The sequence below is a fragment of the Mesorhizobium sp. M1338 genome (genome assembly GCF_040318045.1).
In the GTDB taxonomy this organism is placed as follows: domain Bacteria; phylum Pseudomonadota; class Alphaproteobacteria; order Rhizobiales; family Rhizobiaceae; genus Mesorhizobium.
On sequence record NZ_JAMYLL010000052.1, the window covers coordinates 1 to 17,287 of the forward strand.

At 61.6% G+C, this 17,287-nt stretch carries 18 protein-coding genes; 8 read left to right on the forward strand and 10 right to left on the reverse strand.

Going from position 1 to position 17,287, the window contains the following annotated elements:
- Window positions 1–133 precede the first annotated feature (133 nt).
- Entirely contained in the window at window positions 134–1,447 is a 1,314-nt protein-coding gene (gene glyA, locus NKH19_RS28325) for a serine hydroxymethyltransferase (RefSeq protein WP_352872865.1), read from the reverse strand.
- 200 nt (window positions 1,448–1,647) lie between these two features.
- Complete coding sequence (locus NKH19_RS28330; protein ID WP_352872863.1) at window positions 1,648–1,770, reverse strand: hypothetical protein; 123 nt, start codon at window positions 1,768–1,770, stop codon at window positions 1,648–1,650.
- 230 nt (window positions 1,771–2,000) lie between these two features.
- On the opposite strand from NKH19_RS28330, the gene NKH19_RS28335 reads away from it, so the two are divergent.
- Window positions 2,001–3,272 (forward strand): IS4 family transposase, encoded by a 1,272-nt coding sequence (locus tag NKH19_RS28335; RefSeq protein WP_352872862.1) that lies wholly within the window; start codon window positions 2,001–2,003, stop codon window positions 3,270–3,272.
- A gap of 48 nt (window positions 3,273–3,320) precedes the next feature.
- Here the strand turns inward: NKH19_RS28335 and NKH19_RS28340 are convergent, their stop codons facing one another.
- The 4 genes from NKH19_RS28340 to NKH19_RS28355 form a co-directional block, all read right to left on the reverse strand.
- On the reverse strand, window positions 3,321–4,574 hold the full coding sequence (locus tag NKH19_RS28340; protein WP_352872860.1) for a L,D-transpeptidase family protein: 1,254 nt from the start codon (window positions 4,572–4,574) through the stop codon (window positions 3,321–3,323).
- Between the two features lie 355 nt (window positions 4,575–4,929).
- A complete protein-coding gene (gene ldtR, locus NKH19_RS28345; RefSeq protein ID WP_008875359.1) occupies window positions 4,930–5,445 on the reverse strand; it encodes a transcriptional regulator LdtR in 516 nt (171 codons plus the stop codon).
- A 238-nt stretch (window positions 5,446–5,683) separates the two neighbouring features.
- Entirely contained in the window at window positions 5,684–6,106 is a 423-nt protein-coding gene (locus NKH19_RS28350) for a DUF6163 family protein (RefSeq protein WP_352872859.1), read from the reverse strand.
- Complete coding sequence (locus NKH19_RS28355; protein WP_352872858.1) at window positions 6,103–7,146, reverse strand: enoyl-CoA hydratase/isomerase family protein; 1,044 nt, start codon at window positions 7,144–7,146, stop codon at window positions 6,103–6,105. The genes NKH19_RS28350 and NKH19_RS28355 overlap by 4 nt, the downstream gene beginning before the upstream one ends.
- 344 nt (window positions 7,147–7,490) lie before the next feature.
- Here NKH19_RS28355 and NKH19_RS28360 point away from each other — a divergent pair, with 344 nt between their 5' ends.
- The 4 genes from NKH19_RS28360 (at window position 7,491) to NKH19_RS28375 (ending at window position 10,643) form a co-directional block, all read left to right on the forward strand.
- Window positions 7,491–8,321 (forward strand): DUF2066 domain-containing protein, encoded by an 831-nt coding sequence (locus NKH19_RS28360; protein ID WP_352872857.1) that lies wholly within the window; start codon window positions 7,491–7,493, stop codon window positions 8,319–8,321.
- An 86-nt stretch (window positions 8,322–8,407) separates the two neighbouring features.
- Window positions 8,408–9,439: a porphobilinogen synthase gene (gene hemB, locus NKH19_RS28365; protein WP_352872856.1), complete on the forward strand. Its 1,032-nt coding sequence runs from the start codon at window positions 8,408–8,410 to the stop codon at window positions 9,437–9,439.
- Window positions 9,440–9,486: 47 nt separating this feature from the next.
- Complete coding sequence (locus tag NKH19_RS28370) at window positions 9,487–9,783, forward strand: nucleotidyltransferase family protein (RefSeq protein WP_352872855.1); 297 nt, start codon at window positions 9,487–9,489, stop codon at window positions 9,781–9,783.
- Between the two features lie 215 nt (window positions 9,784–9,998).
- Window positions 9,999–10,643 (forward strand): dihydrofolate reductase family protein, encoded by a 645-nt coding sequence (locus tag NKH19_RS28375; protein WP_352872854.1) that lies wholly within the window; start codon window positions 9,999–10,001, stop codon window positions 10,641–10,643.
- A 272-nt stretch (window positions 10,644–10,915) separates the two neighbouring features.
- Here NKH19_RS28375 and ppk2 read toward each other — a convergent pair whose 3' ends face one another.
- Complete coding sequence (ppk2, locus tag NKH19_RS28380) at window positions 10,916–11,836, reverse strand: polyphosphate kinase 2 (RefSeq protein WP_352872853.1); 921 nt, start codon at window positions 11,834–11,836, stop codon at window positions 10,916–10,918.
- A 283-nt stretch (window positions 11,837–12,119) separates the two neighbouring features.
- Here ppk2 and NKH19_RS28385 point away from each other — a divergent pair, with 283 nt between their 5' ends.
- On the forward strand, window positions 12,120–13,163 hold the full coding sequence (locus NKH19_RS28385) for an aldo/keto reductase (protein WP_352872852.1): 1,044 nt from the start codon (window positions 12,120–12,122) through the stop codon (window positions 13,161–13,163).
- Between the two features lie 121 nt (window positions 13,164–13,284).
- On the opposite strand, the gene NKH19_RS28390 is transcribed toward NKH19_RS28385, so the two are convergent.
- Window positions 13,285–14,256: a glycosyl transferase family 90 gene (locus tag NKH19_RS28390; RefSeq protein ID WP_352872850.1), complete on the reverse strand. Its 972-nt coding sequence runs from the start codon at window positions 14,254–14,256 to the stop codon at window positions 13,285–13,287.
- Window positions 14,257–14,575: 319 nt separating this feature from the next.
- Here NKH19_RS28390 and NKH19_RS28395 point away from each other — a divergent pair, with 319 nt between their 5' ends.
- Complete coding sequence (locus tag NKH19_RS28395) at window positions 14,576–14,728, forward strand: hypothetical protein (RefSeq protein ID WP_352872849.1); 153 nt, start codon at window positions 14,576–14,578, stop codon at window positions 14,726–14,728.
- 66 nt (window positions 14,729–14,794) lie between these two features.
- On the opposite strand, the gene NKH19_RS28400 is transcribed toward NKH19_RS28395, so the two are convergent.
- Window positions 14,795–15,028 (reverse strand): DUF982 domain-containing protein, encoded by a 234-nt coding sequence (locus tag NKH19_RS28400; protein ID WP_244506945.1) that lies wholly within the window; start codon window positions 15,026–15,028, stop codon window positions 14,795–14,797.
- A gap of 123 nt (window positions 15,029–15,151) precedes the next feature.
- The gene (locus NKH19_RS28405; RefSeq protein ID WP_352872848.1) at window positions 15,152–15,817 is read right to left on the reverse strand and encodes a GntR family transcriptional regulator; all 666 of its coding nucleotides are present in this window, start codon (window positions 15,815–15,817) and stop codon (window positions 15,152–15,154) included.
- A gap of 193 nt (window positions 15,818–16,010) precedes the next feature.
- Between NKH19_RS28405 and NKH19_RS28410 the strand changes: the two genes are divergently transcribed.
- Window positions 16,011–17,270, forward strand: coding sequence for a multidrug efflux MFS transporter (locus NKH19_RS28410; RefSeq protein ID WP_352872846.1), 1,260 nt, complete (start codon window positions 16,011–16,013; stop codon window positions 17,268–17,270).
- The last annotated feature ends 17 nt before the right edge of the window (window positions 17,271–17,287 follow it).

Genomic DNA, 17,287 nt, shown 5'->3' on the forward strand with positions numbered 1-17,287 from the left:
GGGCTCCACACCGGGCGCCCTCCGGGTGGCCTCTCAAAATATTATCTGTCGATACTTGGGCGTCCGCCCCAGCACGCGGCGCGGGACCCGCGCGGCGCTGGGGGCCGCCAAGACGATGAGACCTCCTATCGCGTCAACCGAGATAGGGATAGAGCGGGAAACGGTCGGTCAGCCCCACGACCTTGGCCTTGACCGCCGCTTCGACAGCGGCATTTCCCTCGTCGGAATTGGCGACCTTGAGACCATCCAGCACTTCGGCGATCAGCTTGCCGATCTCGCGGAACTCGGCCTGGCCGAAGCCGCGCGTGGTGCCGGCCGGGGTGCCGAGACGCACGCCTGAGGTGACGAAAGGCTTTTCCGGGTCGAACGGAATGCCGTTCTTGTTGCAGGTGATGTTGGCGCGGCCGAGCGCCGCCTCGGCGCGCTTGCCGGTGGCGTTCTTGGGCCGCAGATCGACCAGCATCAGATGGTTGTCGGTGCCGCCGGAGACGATGTCGAGACCGGTTTCCTTGAGACTGGATGCAAGCGCCTTGGCGTTGGCGGCGACGCTTTCGGCATAAACCTTGAAGCTCGGCTTCAGCGCTTCGCCGAAGGCCACCGCCTTGGCGGCGATGACATGCATCAGCGGCCCGCCCTGCAGGCCGGGGAACACCGCCGAATTCATCTTCTTGGCGATGTCCTCGTCATTGCACAGGATCATCCCGCCGCGCGGGCCGCGCAGCGACTTGTGTGTCGTGGTCGTCACGACATGCGCGTGCGGCAGCGGCGACGGATGCACGCCGCCGGCGACTAGGCCAGCGATATGCGCCATGTCGACCATCAGATAGGCGCCGACCGCATCGGCGATCTCGCGAAAACGCTTCCAGTCCCAGACGCGCGAATAGGCGGTGCCGCCGGCCAGGATCAGCTTCGGCTTGGTCTCATGCGCGGTCTTCTCGATGGCGTCCATGTCGAGCAGATGGTCGTCCTTGCGCACGCCGTAGGATACGACCTTGAACCACTTGCCGCTCATGTTGACCGGCGAGCCGTGGGTCAGATGGCCGCCGGAATTGAGGTCGAGGCCCATGAAAGTGTCGCCGGGCTGCAAGAGCGCCAGGAACACGGCCTGGTTCATCTGGCTGCCGGAATTCGGCTGGACGTTGGCGAAGTTGCAGCCGAACAGCTTCTTGGCCCGCTCGATCGCCAGTTCCTCGGCCACGTCGACAAACTGGCAGCCGCCATAATAGCGCTTTCCCGGATAGCCCTCGGCATATTTGTTGGTCATGATCGAGCCCTGCGCTTCCAGTACGGCGCGCGAGACGATGTTTTCCGAGGCGATCAGCTCGATCTCGTGGCGCTGGCGGCCGAGTTCGTTGCGGATGGCGCCGAAAATCTCCGGATCGGCATCTTCCAGCGTGGTTTCGAAGAAAGATTCGAACTTGTTCGACACTGCCGCTGCTGTTGCCATGGGCTGAAATCCTCGGGGTTCGGGGCAATTTTTGATTTATGCAAGTCGTTGTCCCAAAACCGCTGCACACTTTTGGGCGACTTGCATTTGCCGGGCCATTAACACAGTTGTTTTCGCCCCGCCACGTTTGCGGCGCGAAATTTGCTGGTCGGATTGCGCCAGCGAGGCAACAGGGGGCTATTTCCTCGCCTTCCGACCTTTCAGAAGGCCTCGGTGAGCGTGATCTCGGTAAACAGCGCCCGCGACGTATGGTCGTTGATCTCGCCGACGCGAAACGTGTCACGCACGGCTGCGCGCTCGGCCTCGATGCCGGCGAGCCGCAATTCCAGCTCCAGCCTTCCGGATTCGCGAGCCTCGGCGCGGGCCTCATCCGCTTCATCCCGCGAAAAGCGCAGTGGGACCCGAGCAACGAAAAGGCCGCCCTGAACGGCTAATGCAGTTCACTTAAGTTGGGCTGGATGAGGATCTGGTAAGACCTATCGAGCAGGATGGAGATTCGTTTCCATCCTGTTCGTGTTTTGAGATGCCAGGTCGCATAGGACATTCAGCCGATTTGTCGGCACTTTCGGGTGCAATTGATCCGGAATGGATCGCCCAGGCGCTTGCCAGCAGCGGCAAGGCGAGCATCCGCAAACGCAAGCTCCCCGCCGAGCAAGTTGTCTGGCTGGTGATTGCGCTTTCCTTGTATCGTCATCAGTCGATGCCTGAGGTGGTGGCCCATCTGGATCTGGTGTTGCCCGATGAGGTGAACCCGGACATTGCCAAGAGCGCCTTGACGCAGGCCCGCCAGCGCTTGGGCCAGGCGCCGCTGGCGCAGTTGTTTGCGATGAGCGCGACATGCTGGGACGCGCGCCACCAATGCGGGCGAGCCTGGCGGGGTCTTGCGCGCTATGCCGTGGATGGCAGCACACTGCGTGTCGCCGACAGCGTGGAGAACCGCGCGCATTTTGGAGCGCAAGCCTATGCATCCGGCGTTGTTGCAAGTTATCCGCAGCTACGGCTCTTGACCCTGACGGCGCTCGCCACGCATCTGGTGCGTGATGCGGTGTTTGGGATCTACGGCAAGAACGAGATGCTCTATGCCAAGAGCTTGCTCGACCAAGTGCCGGATCATTCCCTGACGGTCTTCGACAAGGGCTTTTTCAGCGCCAGCCTGCTGCTGCAGCTTCAATCGAAGGGCAAGCAACGTCATTGGCTGCTGCCCGCCAAAGGCAACAGTGCATGGCAGCGCCTGGACCAGAACGCCACCGACTATCGGGTGCGCATGAAAGTCTCGCCGCAGGCCCGCGAGGCCGAGCCCGACTTGCCGCCATTCTGGGAAGCCCGGGCGATCGAGACCGTCAACCGGCACGGGCAAAAGCGAATATTGCTAACCTCGTTGATGGACAAGAAGGCCTATCCTGCCCAGGAGATCGTGCAGCAATACGAAGACCGCTGGCGGATCGAAACCAGCAATCGGGAGCTGAAACAGGAGCTTCTTGGCAGCGAATTGACGCTGCGCAGCGGCACACCGCAAACTGTTTATCAGGAAGTCTGGGGAGCCTTGTTGGCTTACAATCTGGTGCGGCTGGAAATGGCCGAGGTTGCCTCTGAAGCCGAGGTCAAGCCAACCGAATTGAGCTTCACCACAGCCCTGCACTACATTCGTCACGAATGGGGATGGATGGCGATCGAAGCGCCAGCAAAACTCCCCGCACACCTCATCCGATTAAGACAAAGGCTGGGAGACCTCATCCTCCCAAAAACACGGGGGCGATCATGCCCCCGTGTCGTCAAAAGGCTACCAGCCAAATATCCTGTCAGAACACTGAAGGTGCCTAAGTGAACTGCATTAGCCCTGAACGGCGGCCTTTTTTATAAAAACATCAGCTGCTTAAAGCGAAGACGTGATCTGCAGCTCGTTGGCGCCGTCGAGCGCGTAGACGTCGTCACGGAACTGCACGACGCCCGGACCAGTCGACCAGGCCGAAAGATAGAGGAAGTGGACCGGCACCGGGTTGGTGACCTGGACCGGCGTGTTTTCGCCTGTCTTGATCGCCGCCTCGAAATGCTGGCGGTCCCAGCCGGGCGTGTCGCGCAGGATCCAGGTGACGAGGTCGCGCACATTCTGCACGCGAACGCAGCCCGAGGAATCGAAACGCATCATCTTGCCGAACAGGCTCTGCTGCGGGGTGTCGTGCATATAGACGCCGTCGGGGCTCGGGAAGTTGATCTTGACCGAAGCCATCGCGTTGCCCGCACCCGGGTCCTGGCGGAAGCGATATTTGGCGGCATCGTCGGTCGACCAGTCGACATTGAGAGGATCGACCTCGCTGCCGTCCGGCGCGAACAGGCGGATGTGACTGTCCTTCAGATAATCGGGATTCTTCCGCATCAGCGGAATGATGTCCTTGCGCACGATCGAGACCGGCGCGTTCCAGTACGGATTGACGATGATCTCGTTGATCTTAGAATTGACGATCGGCGTCTGGCGATCGATCTTGCCAACGATGGCGGTGTGGCGAAGCACGACGCGGTCGTTCTCGACGGCTTCGATCTGTGCCGCCGGAATGTCGACCAGCACGTAGCGGTTGCCCAACGTGCCGGCCTTTTCGCGCAGCCGCTGCAGATTGGTCTGCAACTGGCCAAGCCGGATCTGCGCCGAAACGTTCATCGCCGCGTACGTGTATTTGCCGAGCGCACCGTCGGCAGGCAGGCCGTGACGCAACTGGAAACGCTTGACCGCCGAGTCGACATAGGAATCGAAGGCCGTCGAAATGCCGGCGCCTTGTGCCAGGTCGCCGGAAACCATCAACCGCTTGCGCAACGGCACCACATCGGGATCATCGACGCCAAGCTGCAGTTTCTTGGTCGCGGGAACCTCTACCCAGCCGCCCTGCCCGACGATGTTCTGATATTGCGCGACCGCCTGCTCCGTGAAGGCGACGGTCTGCAGGCTGAAGATCGGCAGCGTCGAGGCCACCTTGCCGCCCTCGCTGGCGCGGGCGTCGAACTGATCGTCCCAATTGCCGCGCGCCGAGGACTTCAGGATATCACCGATCACATCCTGCGCATTGGCGCCGCCGGCAACCATCGCGGCTGCGAGCGCGGAGGCTCCGGAGAGGAAAAAACGACGGCTGGTTCTCATAGACATTCCAGACATTTGTAGCAGTTCGATCACTTGCTGCGTTGATCACCGGGCGATCTCGCCCGCACTCTAAAATTGGCAATCTTAACAATTAGCCAACCATGGTCCGTATCCCCTTGGCGTGACAACGCACGGGCGCGATACGGATTGCGGGTGAACGCATGGTCTTCACCACAGCATCACTGCCACTCTCGGTTCCATTGGAATATGGCGGCAACGTGGCCTTGCTCCCAAATCCGACCGGCCGGCATTCCGAAAAGAAACGGACCGATGCTTTTCGGCACCGGCCCTGACTGAAGGTCGATATTTCGGCCGCGCTTCTGTGGCGCGGGCCGTATCCGACGCGCCGGATGTCCTACATCCGGTAGGCGATGGTGTCGTTCCAGAAGCGGTCGAGCCGCTGCAGGGCACGATTCATCTGCTTGAACTCGTCGGTGTTGATGCCGCCGACCTGCTCGATCGAGCCGACATGGCGCTCGTAGAGACCGGCGACGACCTCCGCCACCTCGTTGCCCTTCGGCGTCAGCGAGACGCGGACCGAACGGCGGTCGATGCGCGAGCGCTGGTGGTTGATGAAGCCGAGATCGACCAGCTTCTTCAGATTGTAGGAGACGTTGGAGCCGAGATAGTAGCCGCGCGAGCGCAGCTCGCCGGCGGTCAGCTCGGAATTGCCGATGTTGAACAGCAGCAGCGCCTGGATGGCATTGATGTCGGAACGGCCGTTGCGGTCGAATTCGTCCTTGATCACATCAAGCAGGCGGCGGTGCAGCCGCTCAACAAGCTGCAGCGATTCCATGTACAGGGAACGGATAGCCTCGCGGCGATCGTCGGATACGTTGGCGGTCTTCGCCGCCGGACGCGAATTGATCATTGTCTTTGCCTCTCGTTTGTCGCCCTGGTGATTTTTTGTTTTTCACCTTGATCGCGACACTATCGAATACTCATAAAATTCGACTTAAACGCTAGGGCTAACAAGAGCTTACCGGTAATAGGTTTCGAAAGAGCCTTAACGAACGGTCACCCGAGCAAGGACAATTAACCTAAAGATTTCGGCAATGATTTCGCGGCTGAATTCATGCAGCCGCCAGGTCGCCAATGTGCTCAAGGGCTTAGTGGCGGACAGGGCGCTTCTGCAGGTAGATGACGACGCGGAAGACAATGTAGAGCACCGCCACCGCGGCATGCGAGACGACAATCAGCGGGCGATGCCCGAAAAGCTCGGGAAAGCCGGCATACATGACCGTCTCGGTCACCGCGCAAATGAACCAGATCACCGGCCCCCAGGACGCCAGCATCCACAGGCCGGCAGCCGCGAAGGGAAAGAACACGGCGAGCACCACCGCGGCCACCTGCCAGTGCACGGGCATCAGGTCGAAACGCCACAGCGAGCCCGGATAGAAGCCGATCAGCTTGATCCAGTAGAGAATGCCGAACAGCAGGCAGTAACCGGCGATGACCCGCTGGAACCAGGCGAAAATCACCTCCACCCCGGAGGGCTGCAGCACGACGCGTCTCGAGGTCACCTCGCTCATATCAAGAGCTCCCGTTCGCCCAGCGGAGCGAAATAGGCGTCGACATCCGCCTCGCTGACCGCATCGAGGCTCGCCGGACGCCATTGCGGTTTTGAGCCCTTGTCGATCATGGCGGCGCGGATGCCTTCGTAGAAATCATGGCCGAGAAGCATGCGGTTGAGGATGCGAAACTCCATCTTCATGCAAGCGTCCATGGACAGTGTCAGCCCAGCACTGATCTGGCGCCAGGCGACGTGCAGGCTGGTCGGCGAGCGGGTGCGGATCGTGGCCAGCGTCTTTGCGGCGAACTCGTCGGCGTCCGCGGCGCGCTCCAGGCTGTCGATGACGCGTTTGAGGGATGGTTGTGAAAAATGGCGAACGATCGCCTCCAGCGTCGGCCTGTCGGTCTCTCGCCTTGCCTGAACGAAGAAGCCGCGCAGTACCGATTCCGGGTCGCCGGTCAGCGTCAGCCGGTCGAGAAAGCCGCCCTGATCCTCGGCCTTGATGGTGTGGGTGGCCAGCCCCGACCACAGCGCATCGCCATAGCGGATGCGATTGCCGGTCATCGCCAGATACATGCCGAAGGAGCCGCCGAGATCGGATAGCAGGTGGCTGGCGCCGACATCGGGGAAAAAGCCGATGCCGACCTCCGGCATGGCGAACTGGGCATTCTCGGTCATCACCCGGTGAGAGCCGTGGAAGGAAATGCCAACGCCACCGCCCATGACGATGCCGTCGATCAGGGCGACATAGGGTTTGTTGAAGCTGTTTATGCGGGCGTTGAGCCGGTATTCGTCGGCGAAGAACTCGACCGGCGGTTTTCCCGCCCGGCCGGCCTCATAGACGTGCAGGATGTCGCCGCCGGCCGAAAAGGCCCTGCCCTCGGCCTTGACGACGACGACATCGACGCCCTGGTCGGTCTCCCAGGCGGAAAGGGCAACGTCGAGCGCCCTGATCATGCGGTGCGTCAAGGCATTGAGCGCCAGCGGCCGCGTCAAGGTGACGACGCCGGCCCGGCCCAGATGTTCGAAGCGGATCTCGTCGCCTCCGCCAAAATCCATCGTGAAAGAATCCCTCCCCCGCGCCGCCGGGATTGAAGTGCTAAAGGGTGGCGCATGGGTGCGTCAATGCCAAGCCCTGCCGGGCGTGTATCAGTTTGGGCTCGGAAGTGGAAAGACGCCATCCTTTGCGTCCCGGCCAAATGGTGCGGGAGAAAGGCGCTTGCCGCGCTGTCACGCCAAGGCCTTCCAGCGGCGGGCATGGTCAGGAACACCGGCGGGCGAGGCCTGCCCGCCGACAGCCGCTTCCTAGATCGCAGGCTTGAACTGAGCTTCGCGCGGTCTTGGCCGCCAGCGGCACTCGGTGTTAGAGATTGGCCGCCAAGCCTCGAACCGGATGGTGAGCCATGCCGCACTTTTTGCGCCTTGCCTTTGTTCTGGGTGGCTTCCTGGCCATCTGCTCCGCCAATGGCCTGGCCAGGGCGGCCGATGTCGAGGATCTCTACAGATCCCAGACCATCGTCACCGGCCAGGGCGAGCCAAACCGCCAGGCAGGTTTCAAGATCTGCCTCGACGCGGTCCTGGTCCGGGTTTCCGGCGACCAGCGTCTGCTGGCAAAACCTGAGCTGACAGCGCTGCGCGACAAGGCCGGCAGCTTCGTCACCGGCTTCCGTTACCGCGACCGCATGGAAGGCATTCCAGTGCATGACGAACAGGGCACCCATGACAGGCCTCACGATCTCTTTTGCCAGTACACGCCGGCGACGATCGACCCGGTTCTGGCTTCGCTCGGCAGCAAGCCCTGGCTGGCCGAACGGCCGACGCTCTCGGTCGTCCTGGCTGTGGACGACTCGCGCCGACATTTCGTCCTTGCCAATGATGGGGACGAAAATCCGTACATGATAGAGTCTTTTCAATCGGCCGCTGACCCCATGGCGATGTCGATTGTCGTTCCGAACAAGGCCACGCTCGCCAAGGCCGGACTCACTTTCGAAGAGGTGGGGCCTATCTCACCCGAACTGCTAGGCAGTGTTGCAAGAAGTATTGGCAGCCGCCAGGTCTTGGGCGGCAGCCTCATGTGGAGCGACAAGGAGTTGGGCTGGATCGCCGACTGGCGGCTGGCGATGGCCGGCAAGACATATCAGTGGCAAGTGCGCGGCGTCAGTTTCGACGAGGCGTTCCGCGTTGCTGTCAAAGGCGCGGCGCAGATCCTGTCGGGCAACGGCCAACCGGAATAGAATTGGAACGGACTGCTGGCACAAACGTATCGCATTGGTCAGCGGCAAGGGCTCGTGATAAAAGCCGCCGATCTGGAGTTTTGGCGATGAACAAATTCACCCCCGCAAAGCCAGCCGGCGCTCGCAGCGTCGACGACATCACCGGCAGCCGCCGCCTGCGCCGCATGCGCAAGGCAGACTGGTCGCGCCGTCTGGTGCAGGAGAACCGGCTCTCGGTCGACGATTTGATCTGGCCGATCTTCGTCGTCGACGGCAAAAATGTGCGCGAGCCGATCGCCGCCATGCCCGGGGTCTTCCGCCTGTCGATCGATCTCGCCGTCAAGGAGGCCGAACGCGCGGCAAAACTCGGCATTCCCGCACTTGCCACCTTCCCCAATGTCGACATCTCGCTGCGCGACCAGACCGGCTCGCACATTCTCGACCCCGACAACGTCATCAACCGCGCTACCCGCGCGATCAAGGACGCGGTGCCGGAGATCGGCATCATCACCGACGCCGCGCTCGACCCGTTCACCAGCCATGGTCATGACGGCATCCTGCGCGACGGCATCATCGTCAACGACGAGACGGTGGAACAGGTGACCGCCGCGGCTGTCATCCAGGCGGCGGCCGGCGCCGACATCATCGCGCCGTCCGACATGATGGACGGCCGCATCGGCGCCATCCGCGACGCGCTCGACGCCAACGGTTTCCAGGACGTGGCGATCATGTCCTATGCGACCAAATTCGCCTCGGCCTTCTACGGTCCCTATCGCGAAGCGGTGGGCACCGCCGGCCTGCTCAAGGGCGACAAAAAGACGTATTACATCGACCATGCCAATTCCGACGAGGCGGTGCGCGAAGCCGAACAGGATATCACTGAGGGCGCCGACATGCTGATGGTCAAGCCGGGCCTGCCCTATCTCGACATCATCCGGCGGCTGAAGGACGAGTTCCAGATGCCGACCTTCGCCTACCAGGTGTCGGGCGAATATTCGATGATCAAGGCCGCCGCCGCCAATGGCTGGATCGACGGCGAGAAGGCGATGCTGGAATCGCTGCTCGCCTTCAAGCGCGCCGGTTGCGACGGCATTTTGACCTATTTCGCCCCCGAAGTGGCGATGATGCTGAAGGGATAGGCCACTAGGTCGTTTGGAATTTTAGCGCAATCCGCTAGAATGAATTCATGAGCAGGAATGAGGTCATAGAGCGGTTGCAGAGAAATGCAGATGCCATCAAAGGCATGGGCGCGACTTCGCTTTATCTCTTCGGATCGACTTTGCGGGGCGACGCAGGGGCCGACAGCGATCTCGACCTCTTCATCGATTATGATCCTGGAAGGCGCTTTTCGCTGATCGATCTGGTCGGCATCAAGCAATTTCTTGAAGAGAAGATGTCAGCGGAGATCGATATCACCACCCGCGACAGCCTCAATCCCATGTTGAAGGCCGATATCGAACGATCTGCTATGCGCATATTCTGATGGCAGTGCGCCGGATCGAACCGATTCGCCGGATCTTTCTTCTCCGCACATGTAACTAGCGCGGCAGCAACGGCGGGTTCTCGCCGGCGAGGCTGCTGGCTTGTCTTCAGAGCCGACAGTCCGATCGTCGCCCTAAAAATACCGCTTGCAATTCGCAATCAGTCTGCTACGAAACAACTGCTTGCAAAATACAACTGGTTATCGAGGAGGCTCGCATGTCCAAACTACGTGTCAACGCTTTCAGCCTGTCGCTCGACGGCTACGGCGCAGGTCCTGATCAGGACCTGCAAAATCCGCTCGGTGTCGGCGGGGAATCCCTGCACAAATGGGCCTTTAGCACCCGCACCTTCCGCAAGATGTTTGGCGAGGAAGGCGGCGCGGACGGGACTGACGAGAACTTCGCGGCGCGCAGCTTCGAGAATGTCGGCGCCTGGATCCTCGGCCGCAACATGTTCGGGCCGATCCGCGGCGAATGGCCTGACGATAGCTGGAAAGGCTGGTGGGGCGACAACCCGCCCTATCACGTGCCGGTTTTCGTGCTGACCCACCACAAGCGCGAACCGATCGTCATGGAGGGCGGCACGACCTTTTATTTCATCACCGACGGCATCCATTCGGCGCTTGAACAGGCAAAAGCAGCGGCGGACGGCAAGGACGTGCGGGTGGGCGGCGGCGTCGCCACCATCCAGCAATATCTCCAGGAGAAGCTGATCGACGAGATGCATCTGGCGATCGCGCCGGTGCTGCTCGGCGCGGGCGAGAACCTTTTTGCCGGCCTCGACATGGTCAAGCTCGGCTATGTCTGCAGCGAGCAGGTTGCGACGCCGCTCGCCACGCACGTCGTCATCAAGCGTGCTTGAGCCCCGAGGTTATCAAGGTGGCGAAACCTTCGGTGCAGGCCCATTTCTCCCCGTTACTATACGGGGAGAAATGCCCGGCAGGGCAAGGGGCGGCGCAATCGGTTGAATGTTGAATATTGTGTTGCCGAGAATGCCACCGATGGCAATATGGGGGCAGAATAAGTTTCGCCCATGCAGCGATTTCACCGAGTTCAACTGTCTAAGTCAGCGCTGCCCCTCATCCGCCTGCCGGCACCTTCTCCCCGTATAGTGACGGGGAGAAGGGAGAACCTTCAGTACTTCTCCGGAACGTAGAGCTCGCGCGGCAGGGTCTGGCGCTCGTATTCGGGGTTGAAGACGCGCTCCGGCAGCGTGATCTCCTCGTGCGGCACCTCTTCATACGGCATCTGCTTGAGCAGGTGATCGATGCAGTTCAGTCGCGCCCGCTTCTTGTCGTTGCCTTCGACGATGAACCAAGGGGCTTCCGGGATGTTCGTGCGGATGAAGGTCTCTTCCTTGGCCTTGGTGTACTGTTCCCAGCGGATGCGCGACTGCAGGTCCATCGGCGACAGTTTCCACTGCTTCATCGGATCGTGGATGCGCATCAGGAAGCGCATCTGCTGTTCCTCGTCGGTGATCGAGAACCAGTATTTGACCACGGTGATGCCCGAGCGAACCAGCATGCGCTCGAACTCCGGCACGTCGCGGAAGAATTCTTCGACCTGATCGGGCTGGGCAAAGCCCATCACCCGTTCGACGCCCGAGCGGTTGTACCAGGAGCGGTCGAACAGCACGATTTCGCCACCGGCCGGCAGATGCGGGACATAGCGTTGGAAATACCATTGCGACTTCTCGCGTTCGGTCGGCGCCGGCAGTGCCACGACACGGCAGATGCGCGGATTGAGCCGCTGGGTGATGCGCTTGATGACGCCGCCCTTGCCGGCCGAATCGCGCCCCTCGAAGATCACCACCAGCTTCTTCTTGTGGTAGGCGACCCAGGACTGCAGCTTGATCAGTTCGGACTGTAAGGTGATCAGGTCGCGAAAATACTGCATGCGATCGATCGAAGGCGGATGCGCGTTCTTGTAGATCTTGGCGATCTCCATCGACAGCGCCGGCTCCGACATTTCGAGCTCATAGTCCTCGTCGAGCGTGTCGGCGAGCTCGGCCTCAAGCCAGTCCTTGGCAGGAGAATTCTGTTTTAGCTCGATCATATCAGCTGCTCCACCTGCAAGCCCTGTCGATCCACGTCCGGCGCGCCCCAAACCCCTGGCTTGCGTCTCGGAGCGCCAACACCTGAGCCGACTTCAATATAGGCCGGCAATGACGGTTTTATTGCAGCCTGGAACATGAAGTCGCCGCTGCAAATCCCGTGAGGCATGATCGATCCGTTGTCGTGGCATGGCGACAAACCGCTCAAATTGTCCTACAAATAGCGGCCACATTCGGGGCGGCCTTCCCCAACGCCCCTTCCCCAATGCAATAGCGAGGACTGACATGGAATACCGCACTCTCGGCCGTTCCGGCCTGAAGGTTTCGACGCTGACCATGGGCACGATGACTTTCGGCGGCGCCGGCGCGTTTTCGGCTGTCGGCAAGACCGATCTCGACGAGGCGCGCCGGATGATCGATCTCTGCATCGATGCCGGCATCAACGTCATCGACACCGCCAATGTCTATTCGAACGGCATTTCGGAAGAGATCATCGGCGAAGCGCTCGGCGGCAAGCGCAAGGGCGACGTGCTGATCGCCTCCAAGGCGCGGATGCGGATCGGCAACGGTCCGAACGATGAAGGCCTGTCGCGTCATCACCTGATCCGCGAATGCGAGAAGAGCCTGAAGCGGCTCAAGACCGACGTCATCGACATCTACTTCCTGCACGAATGGGATGGCGTGACACCGCTGGAGGAAACCATCGCCGCGCTCGACACGCTGGTTGCCCAGGGCAAGATCCGCTATGTCGGCTGTTCCAACTATTCCGGCTGGCAGGTGATGAAGGCGCTCGGCATCAGCGACAGCCATCACCAGCCACGCTTCGTCACCCAGCAGATCCACTACACGCTGGAAGCGCGCGAGGCGGAATATGAATTGCTGCCGATTTCCGTCGACCAGGGGCTGGGCGTTCTGGTCTGGAGCCCGCTTGCCGGCGGATTGCTGTCCGGCAAATACCGCCGCGACAGCCCCACCGCCCGCCAGCTTGCCGGCTGGTCCGAACCGCCGATCCGCGACGAGGACCGGCTGTGGCGGATCGTCGACGTGCTTGTCGAGATCGGCACGCAACGCGGCGTTTCGGCGGCGCAGGTGGCATTGGCCTGGCTGCTCGGCCGACCTGCGGTCTCCTCGCTGGTGATCGGCGGCAGGACCGAAACGCAGTTCAGGGACAACATCGCGGCGGCAAGCCTGGTGCTCACCGGCGAGGAACGCGGTCGCCTCGACGCGGTCAGCCGGCCGCCTTTGCTCTATCCCTACTGGCACCAGCAGCTGACGGCAAAGGACCGCTTCGGCCCCGCCGATCTGGTTCTTGACCGCAGCGGCATCTGACGAGCGGGCCCCGAGGCACGCGACGTCCTGAAGCGCGTCGCGTTTGAGGCACCGCGCTTTAGATCTTCGTTTTCATGCATGTCGTTCTCCCAAAACCGGGACCACTTTTGGGCGACATGCATTAACCCTGGATAAATCGCCAGACCTCGGGATCAGGGTCGATCTGGCCGCTGAGGACAAAGTATTTGTAGAGGACGAGCAGGGAAATCGCCTGTTCGGCCTGCTCGTTGGAGAATTGGCGGCAATAGGCGTTGGCCGCGGCGATAATGCGTTCCGCCTCGGCCGGATGCCGCTCGAAATATGCCACGCGTTCCGCAAGGTTGGAGAAATCCGCTTCGAGCGGCACATAGTGGACACCAGCCTCAAGTTGCTTTTCCGCGAACCATGTCTCGTATGTCGGCGACGGCATCAGGCAGAGTGAATTCGAATTCAGGATCCATTTGAGGTTGGTCGCAACGTCGTTGCCTTCGAGCGAGACGATGTAGCGGTAACGCAGCTGTTGGCTGATGCTGAGAAAAGGCTTGCTGTACTCAGCCGGCGCGTACGACTTGTGTGACCCGGCGTCGCAGAACGGCAGATCGCGCACGGCGTCCAGGAACCTCGTCCGTTTCGGATTGTTGAGGTCGCCGCGCCAGACCACCACCGGGCGCTTGTCGGCGAAGGCAATTGCGTCGGCCGGCATGTGGAAGTGTCGGAACTTGTTGAATTTCATGATGACCGCATTGCCGTTGTCGGCGCGGATCGGCCGATCCTTGACGAGCGTCGGCACCTTCGGCACCTCGATGACGTCGCCGAATTCGACGTCGACGAGCAACGCCGGGTCAAAATAGCGGGCGAACTCCCTGAGGTCGTAATAGTACATGGTCGGCGTGGGGGGCAAATTGTCGAGACGCACCGCCGCCGGGCTGGGCGAAAACGCGTCCTGCAACTCGTTATAGTAATTCAGCCGCCGCCGCACCGCTTCATCCGAGAGCCTGGCCCGTTCGAGACGGCCCGCCAACCGCCAACGGAAGAGAGCCTGCGGTGCGATATCGCGCAAGACGTTTCGCGCATAGTAGAAAACCCTTGCCGTCGTTCGTTGTATGGTGGCCATAATTCACTATCAAAACAAACGGCAGATCGCGCCATCTCAGCGCCCCGGCTCCCCCTACACCATTGTGCCGCGCATCTTGCAAGCCCCGGACCATCATCGACGCCAACGGCCGGCACTATCGCTTCAGCTGTTGTGTTTGACGGCTAATGCTCCTAGGCAGGGTCAGAGCCGCTAAAAGCAATTCCAGGAAAAGTGTGAAACGGTTTTCCCGGGAAAAGCGCGTAGCGCTTTCCCTAGGGGATTGCGTCAAACAAAGAGATGGAGCGATTCTGCGTTTCCGTGAAACGACGAACCGGTCCAGCAGTGAAAAGGAGCCGATATGGCGCGACCACCAAATTACGATCAGGAACGCAAGGAACGCGACCGCCAGAAAGCGGCCAAGAAGGCCGAGAAGCAGGCGGCCAAGGTTGCGGCGAGGGAACGTTCGAAGCCCGAGGACGACACCGAAGGCGAAACCGAAACGGCAAAGTGACGGCAAAAGGCCCGCGGATGCGGGCCATGCCTCAATCCAGATCGCCGCCCAGATGGCTGGCTTGTGTCAGGCGGGCGCCTTGTCGCTGACAAAGACGTCCACTTCGCGTGCTGCCGCGATGAAGGCGCGCCTGGCGTTCATCGCCGGCTTGTCGCCGGCCAGCGCGTCATGGCAGGCTTGCAGGGCAGCGCGATGCTTGGGGCTCCGCTTGCCGGGCCAGCTGTTGAGGAGGTAGTCGGAAGCCTCACGCGCCGTCCGCAAGAGCTGAGTGCTTCCCGCCGCGACTGACTTTACAGTCACAGGTGTTTCAAATCGGTTGTTTTCCATCGCCGCTCCTTACGCCATCGGCGTCTGTGAAGCGAGGCCGAAAGTGCGCGTAGGGCGAGACGACGCCTTTTGAGCGACCAGTGCCCTGTAGGCGCTTTAACCGCCGACGACGGCAAAGCCTCTGGCGCGAAGCCCACGGCGATCGTTGGCGAGCGACGTCACCAGCCGGTCGCGGCTGCCGACAATGTGGCCCGAAAGCAGGCGGGCGGCTTCATCGGCATCGCCGAGGCGTGCCGCCGCCAGAATGGCGCGATGTTCGGCCCAGGCGCGGTTGAGGGCCGCTTCGTCGCGAACCTCCAGCCAGCGCGCCCGCGACAGGCGCGTCATGGCATCGCGGACCGCCCGGAACAGGAATTCGTTGCCCGACAGACGCGCCAGTTCGATGTGAAAATCCATGCCGACGCGATGCCATTCCTCGCGCGGCGTGCCGTTGTCGCAGGAGTCGAGCATCGCCTCGATGACATCGACGGCGCTCCGGTCCACCAGGCGGCATGTCAGGCGAACTGCCGCAACCTCGACCACCTCCCTGTAGACGGCGATCTGCTGGAGCTCGGCCAGGTTGATGGGCGACACCGTCCAGCCCCGCCCGTCCCTGCCGACCAAGCCCTCGGTCTCGAGCCGCAGAAGTGCTGCCCTGACCGGGGTTCGCGACGCGCCGAAGCGGCTTTCGATCCAGCGCTCGGTCAGCTTCTCGCCAGGACCGATCTCGAGGCCCAGAATCATTTGTCGAAGCTGTTTTTCGACGCTCTGCATCTGCGACATTGTCGTTTCCATTTTCGGGCCGTTACGGCTTTGAACCGTTTGCGGGGCTTGCCGACTGCGTTTCCCGTTCACGTTTGACAGGGTTGCATTGACAGCGGCCAGGCTTGCGTCCATGACGAGTACCATCTTGGTATCCCAAATTGGTATCCGCAGCAACCCGCGGTTCGGCGTTGCTCGGAACAGGACATATGACATGCCGCAGAACGCGCCCCCGGCGACCGACAGCGCTTACAACATCCACTGGCGGCGCAATCTGTTCGTGTGTTTTGCCGGTTCGTTTTCGACGCTTGTCGCCATGACGCTGCTCCTGCCGTTCCTGCCGCTCTATATCGAGCAGCTCGGCGCCGAGGGCCACGCGGCGATCGTGCAATGGTCGGGGATCGCCTATGGAGCGACCTTCTTCGCGGCGGCACTGGTGGCGCCGCTCTGGGGACGTCTCGGCGACCGCTATGGCCGCAAGGTGATGCTGGTACGCGCCAGCTTCGGCATGGCCATATGCATGTCCCTAACGGGCATGGTGCAGACGGTCTGGCAACTGGTGCTGCTTCGGCTGCTGATCGGTTTTGCCGGCGGCTATTCCTCGGGATCGACCATCCTCGTCGCCATGCAGACACCAAAGGAGCGTTCCGGCTGGGCGCTGGGCCTGCTGTCGGCCGGCATCACCGGTGGTGCACTGGTCGGCCCGCTGGTTGGCGGCGCCCTGCCTCCGCTGATCGGCATCCGCGCCACCTTCCTCTTGTCCGGCGGCGTCATCTTCCTGGCGTTCCTGGCGACCACCTTTCTGATCAAGGAAAATCCCCGGCCGAAAACAGCAGATGCGGCTGCGAAGCGGAAGCCGAAAGGCGGCTGGGCACAAATACAGGACAAGCGTCCTGTTATCGCCATGCTGGCGACTGGCATGCTGTTGAGTTTCGCCACCATGTCGATCGAGCCGATCATCACCGTTTATGTGCAGCAGCTCATCGAAGACCAGAGCCGCGTGACGCTGATCTCAGGCGTCGTCATGTCGGCGGCCGCGCTTGGCGCCATCCTGTCGGCTTCGCGTCTTGGCAAGCTCGCCGACCGCATCGGTCACTGGAACGTCGTCATCGGCGCGCTTGCCGTCTCGGCGCTGCTGCTGATCCCGCAGGCCTTCGTGACGCAGAGCTGGCAACTCATCGGCCTGCGCTTCCTGATGGGCCTGGCGCTGGGCGGGCTGTTGCCCTGCATCACCAGCGTCATCCGCCACAATGTTCCCGACGGTGTCGGCGGCAATGTGCTCGGGCTGTCGATCTCCGCCCAATATGTCGGGCAGGTCGCCGGCCCCTTGCTGGGCGGCTTTGCCGGCGGCCATTTCGGCATGCGCTCGGTGTTTCTGGGCACATCCGTCTTGATGGCCGGCGGTGCGGTGTATAACTGGCTGGCGCAGTCACGCCGCGAGCAGGACATGCTCGCCAACGTCGGCAAGCCCTGACGGGGTTGGCGTATCTC

Coding starts and splice junctions, on each gene's coding strand:
- NKH19_RS28395 (WP_352872849.1), top strand. CDS start 14,576: ATGGCGCGACCACCAAATTACGATCAGGAACGCAAGGAACGCGACCGC.
- NKH19_RS28340 (WP_352872860.1), bottom strand. CDS start 4,574: ATGAGAACCAGCCGTCGTTTTTTCCTCTCCGGAGCCTCCGCGCTCGCA.
- hemB (WP_352872856.1), top strand. CDS start 8,408: ATGAACAAATTCACCCCCGCAAAGCCAGCCGGCGCTCGCAGCGTCGAC.
- NKH19_RS28410 (WP_352872846.1), top strand. CDS start 16,011: ATGCCGCAGAACGCGCCCCCGGCGACCGACAGCGCTTACAACATCCAC.
- NKH19_RS28390 (WP_352872850.1), bottom strand. CDS start 14,256: ATGGCCACCATACAACGAACGACGGCAAGGGTTTTCTACTATGCGCGA.
- NKH19_RS28385 (WP_352872852.1), top strand. CDS start 12,120: ATGGAATACCGCACTCTCGGCCGTTCCGGCCTGAAGGTTTCGACGCTG.
- NKH19_RS28405 (WP_352872848.1), bottom strand. CDS start 15,817: ATGTCGCAGATGCAGAGCGTCGAAAAACAGCTTCGACAAATGATTCTG.
- glyA (WP_352872865.1), bottom strand. CDS start 1,447: ATGGCAACAGCAGCGGCAGTGTCGAACAAGTTCGAATCTTTCTTCGAA.
- ldtR (WP_008875359.1), bottom strand. CDS start 5,445: ATGATCAATTCGCGTCCGGCGGCGAAGACCGCCAACGTATCCGACGAT.
- NKH19_RS28355 (WP_352872858.1), bottom strand. CDS start 7,146: ATGGATTTTGGCGGAGGCGACGAGATCCGCTTCGAACATCTGGGCCGG.
- NKH19_RS28370 (WP_352872855.1), top strand. CDS start 9,487: ATGAGCAGGAATGAGGTCATAGAGCGGTTGCAGAGAAATGCAGATGCC.
- NKH19_RS28360 (WP_352872857.1), top strand. CDS start 7,491: ATGCCGCACTTTTTGCGCCTTGCCTTTGTTCTGGGTGGCTTCCTGGCC.
- ppk2 (WP_352872853.1), bottom strand. CDS start 11,836: ATGATCGAGCTAAAACAGAATTCTCCTGCCAAGGACTGGCTTGAGGCC.
- NKH19_RS28350 (WP_352872859.1), bottom strand. CDS start 6,106: ATGAGCGAGGTGACCTCGAGACGCGTCGTGCTGCAGCCCTCCGGGGTG.
- NKH19_RS28375 (WP_352872854.1), top strand. CDS start 9,999: ATGTCCAAACTACGTGTCAACGCTTTCAGCCTGTCGCTCGACGGCTAC.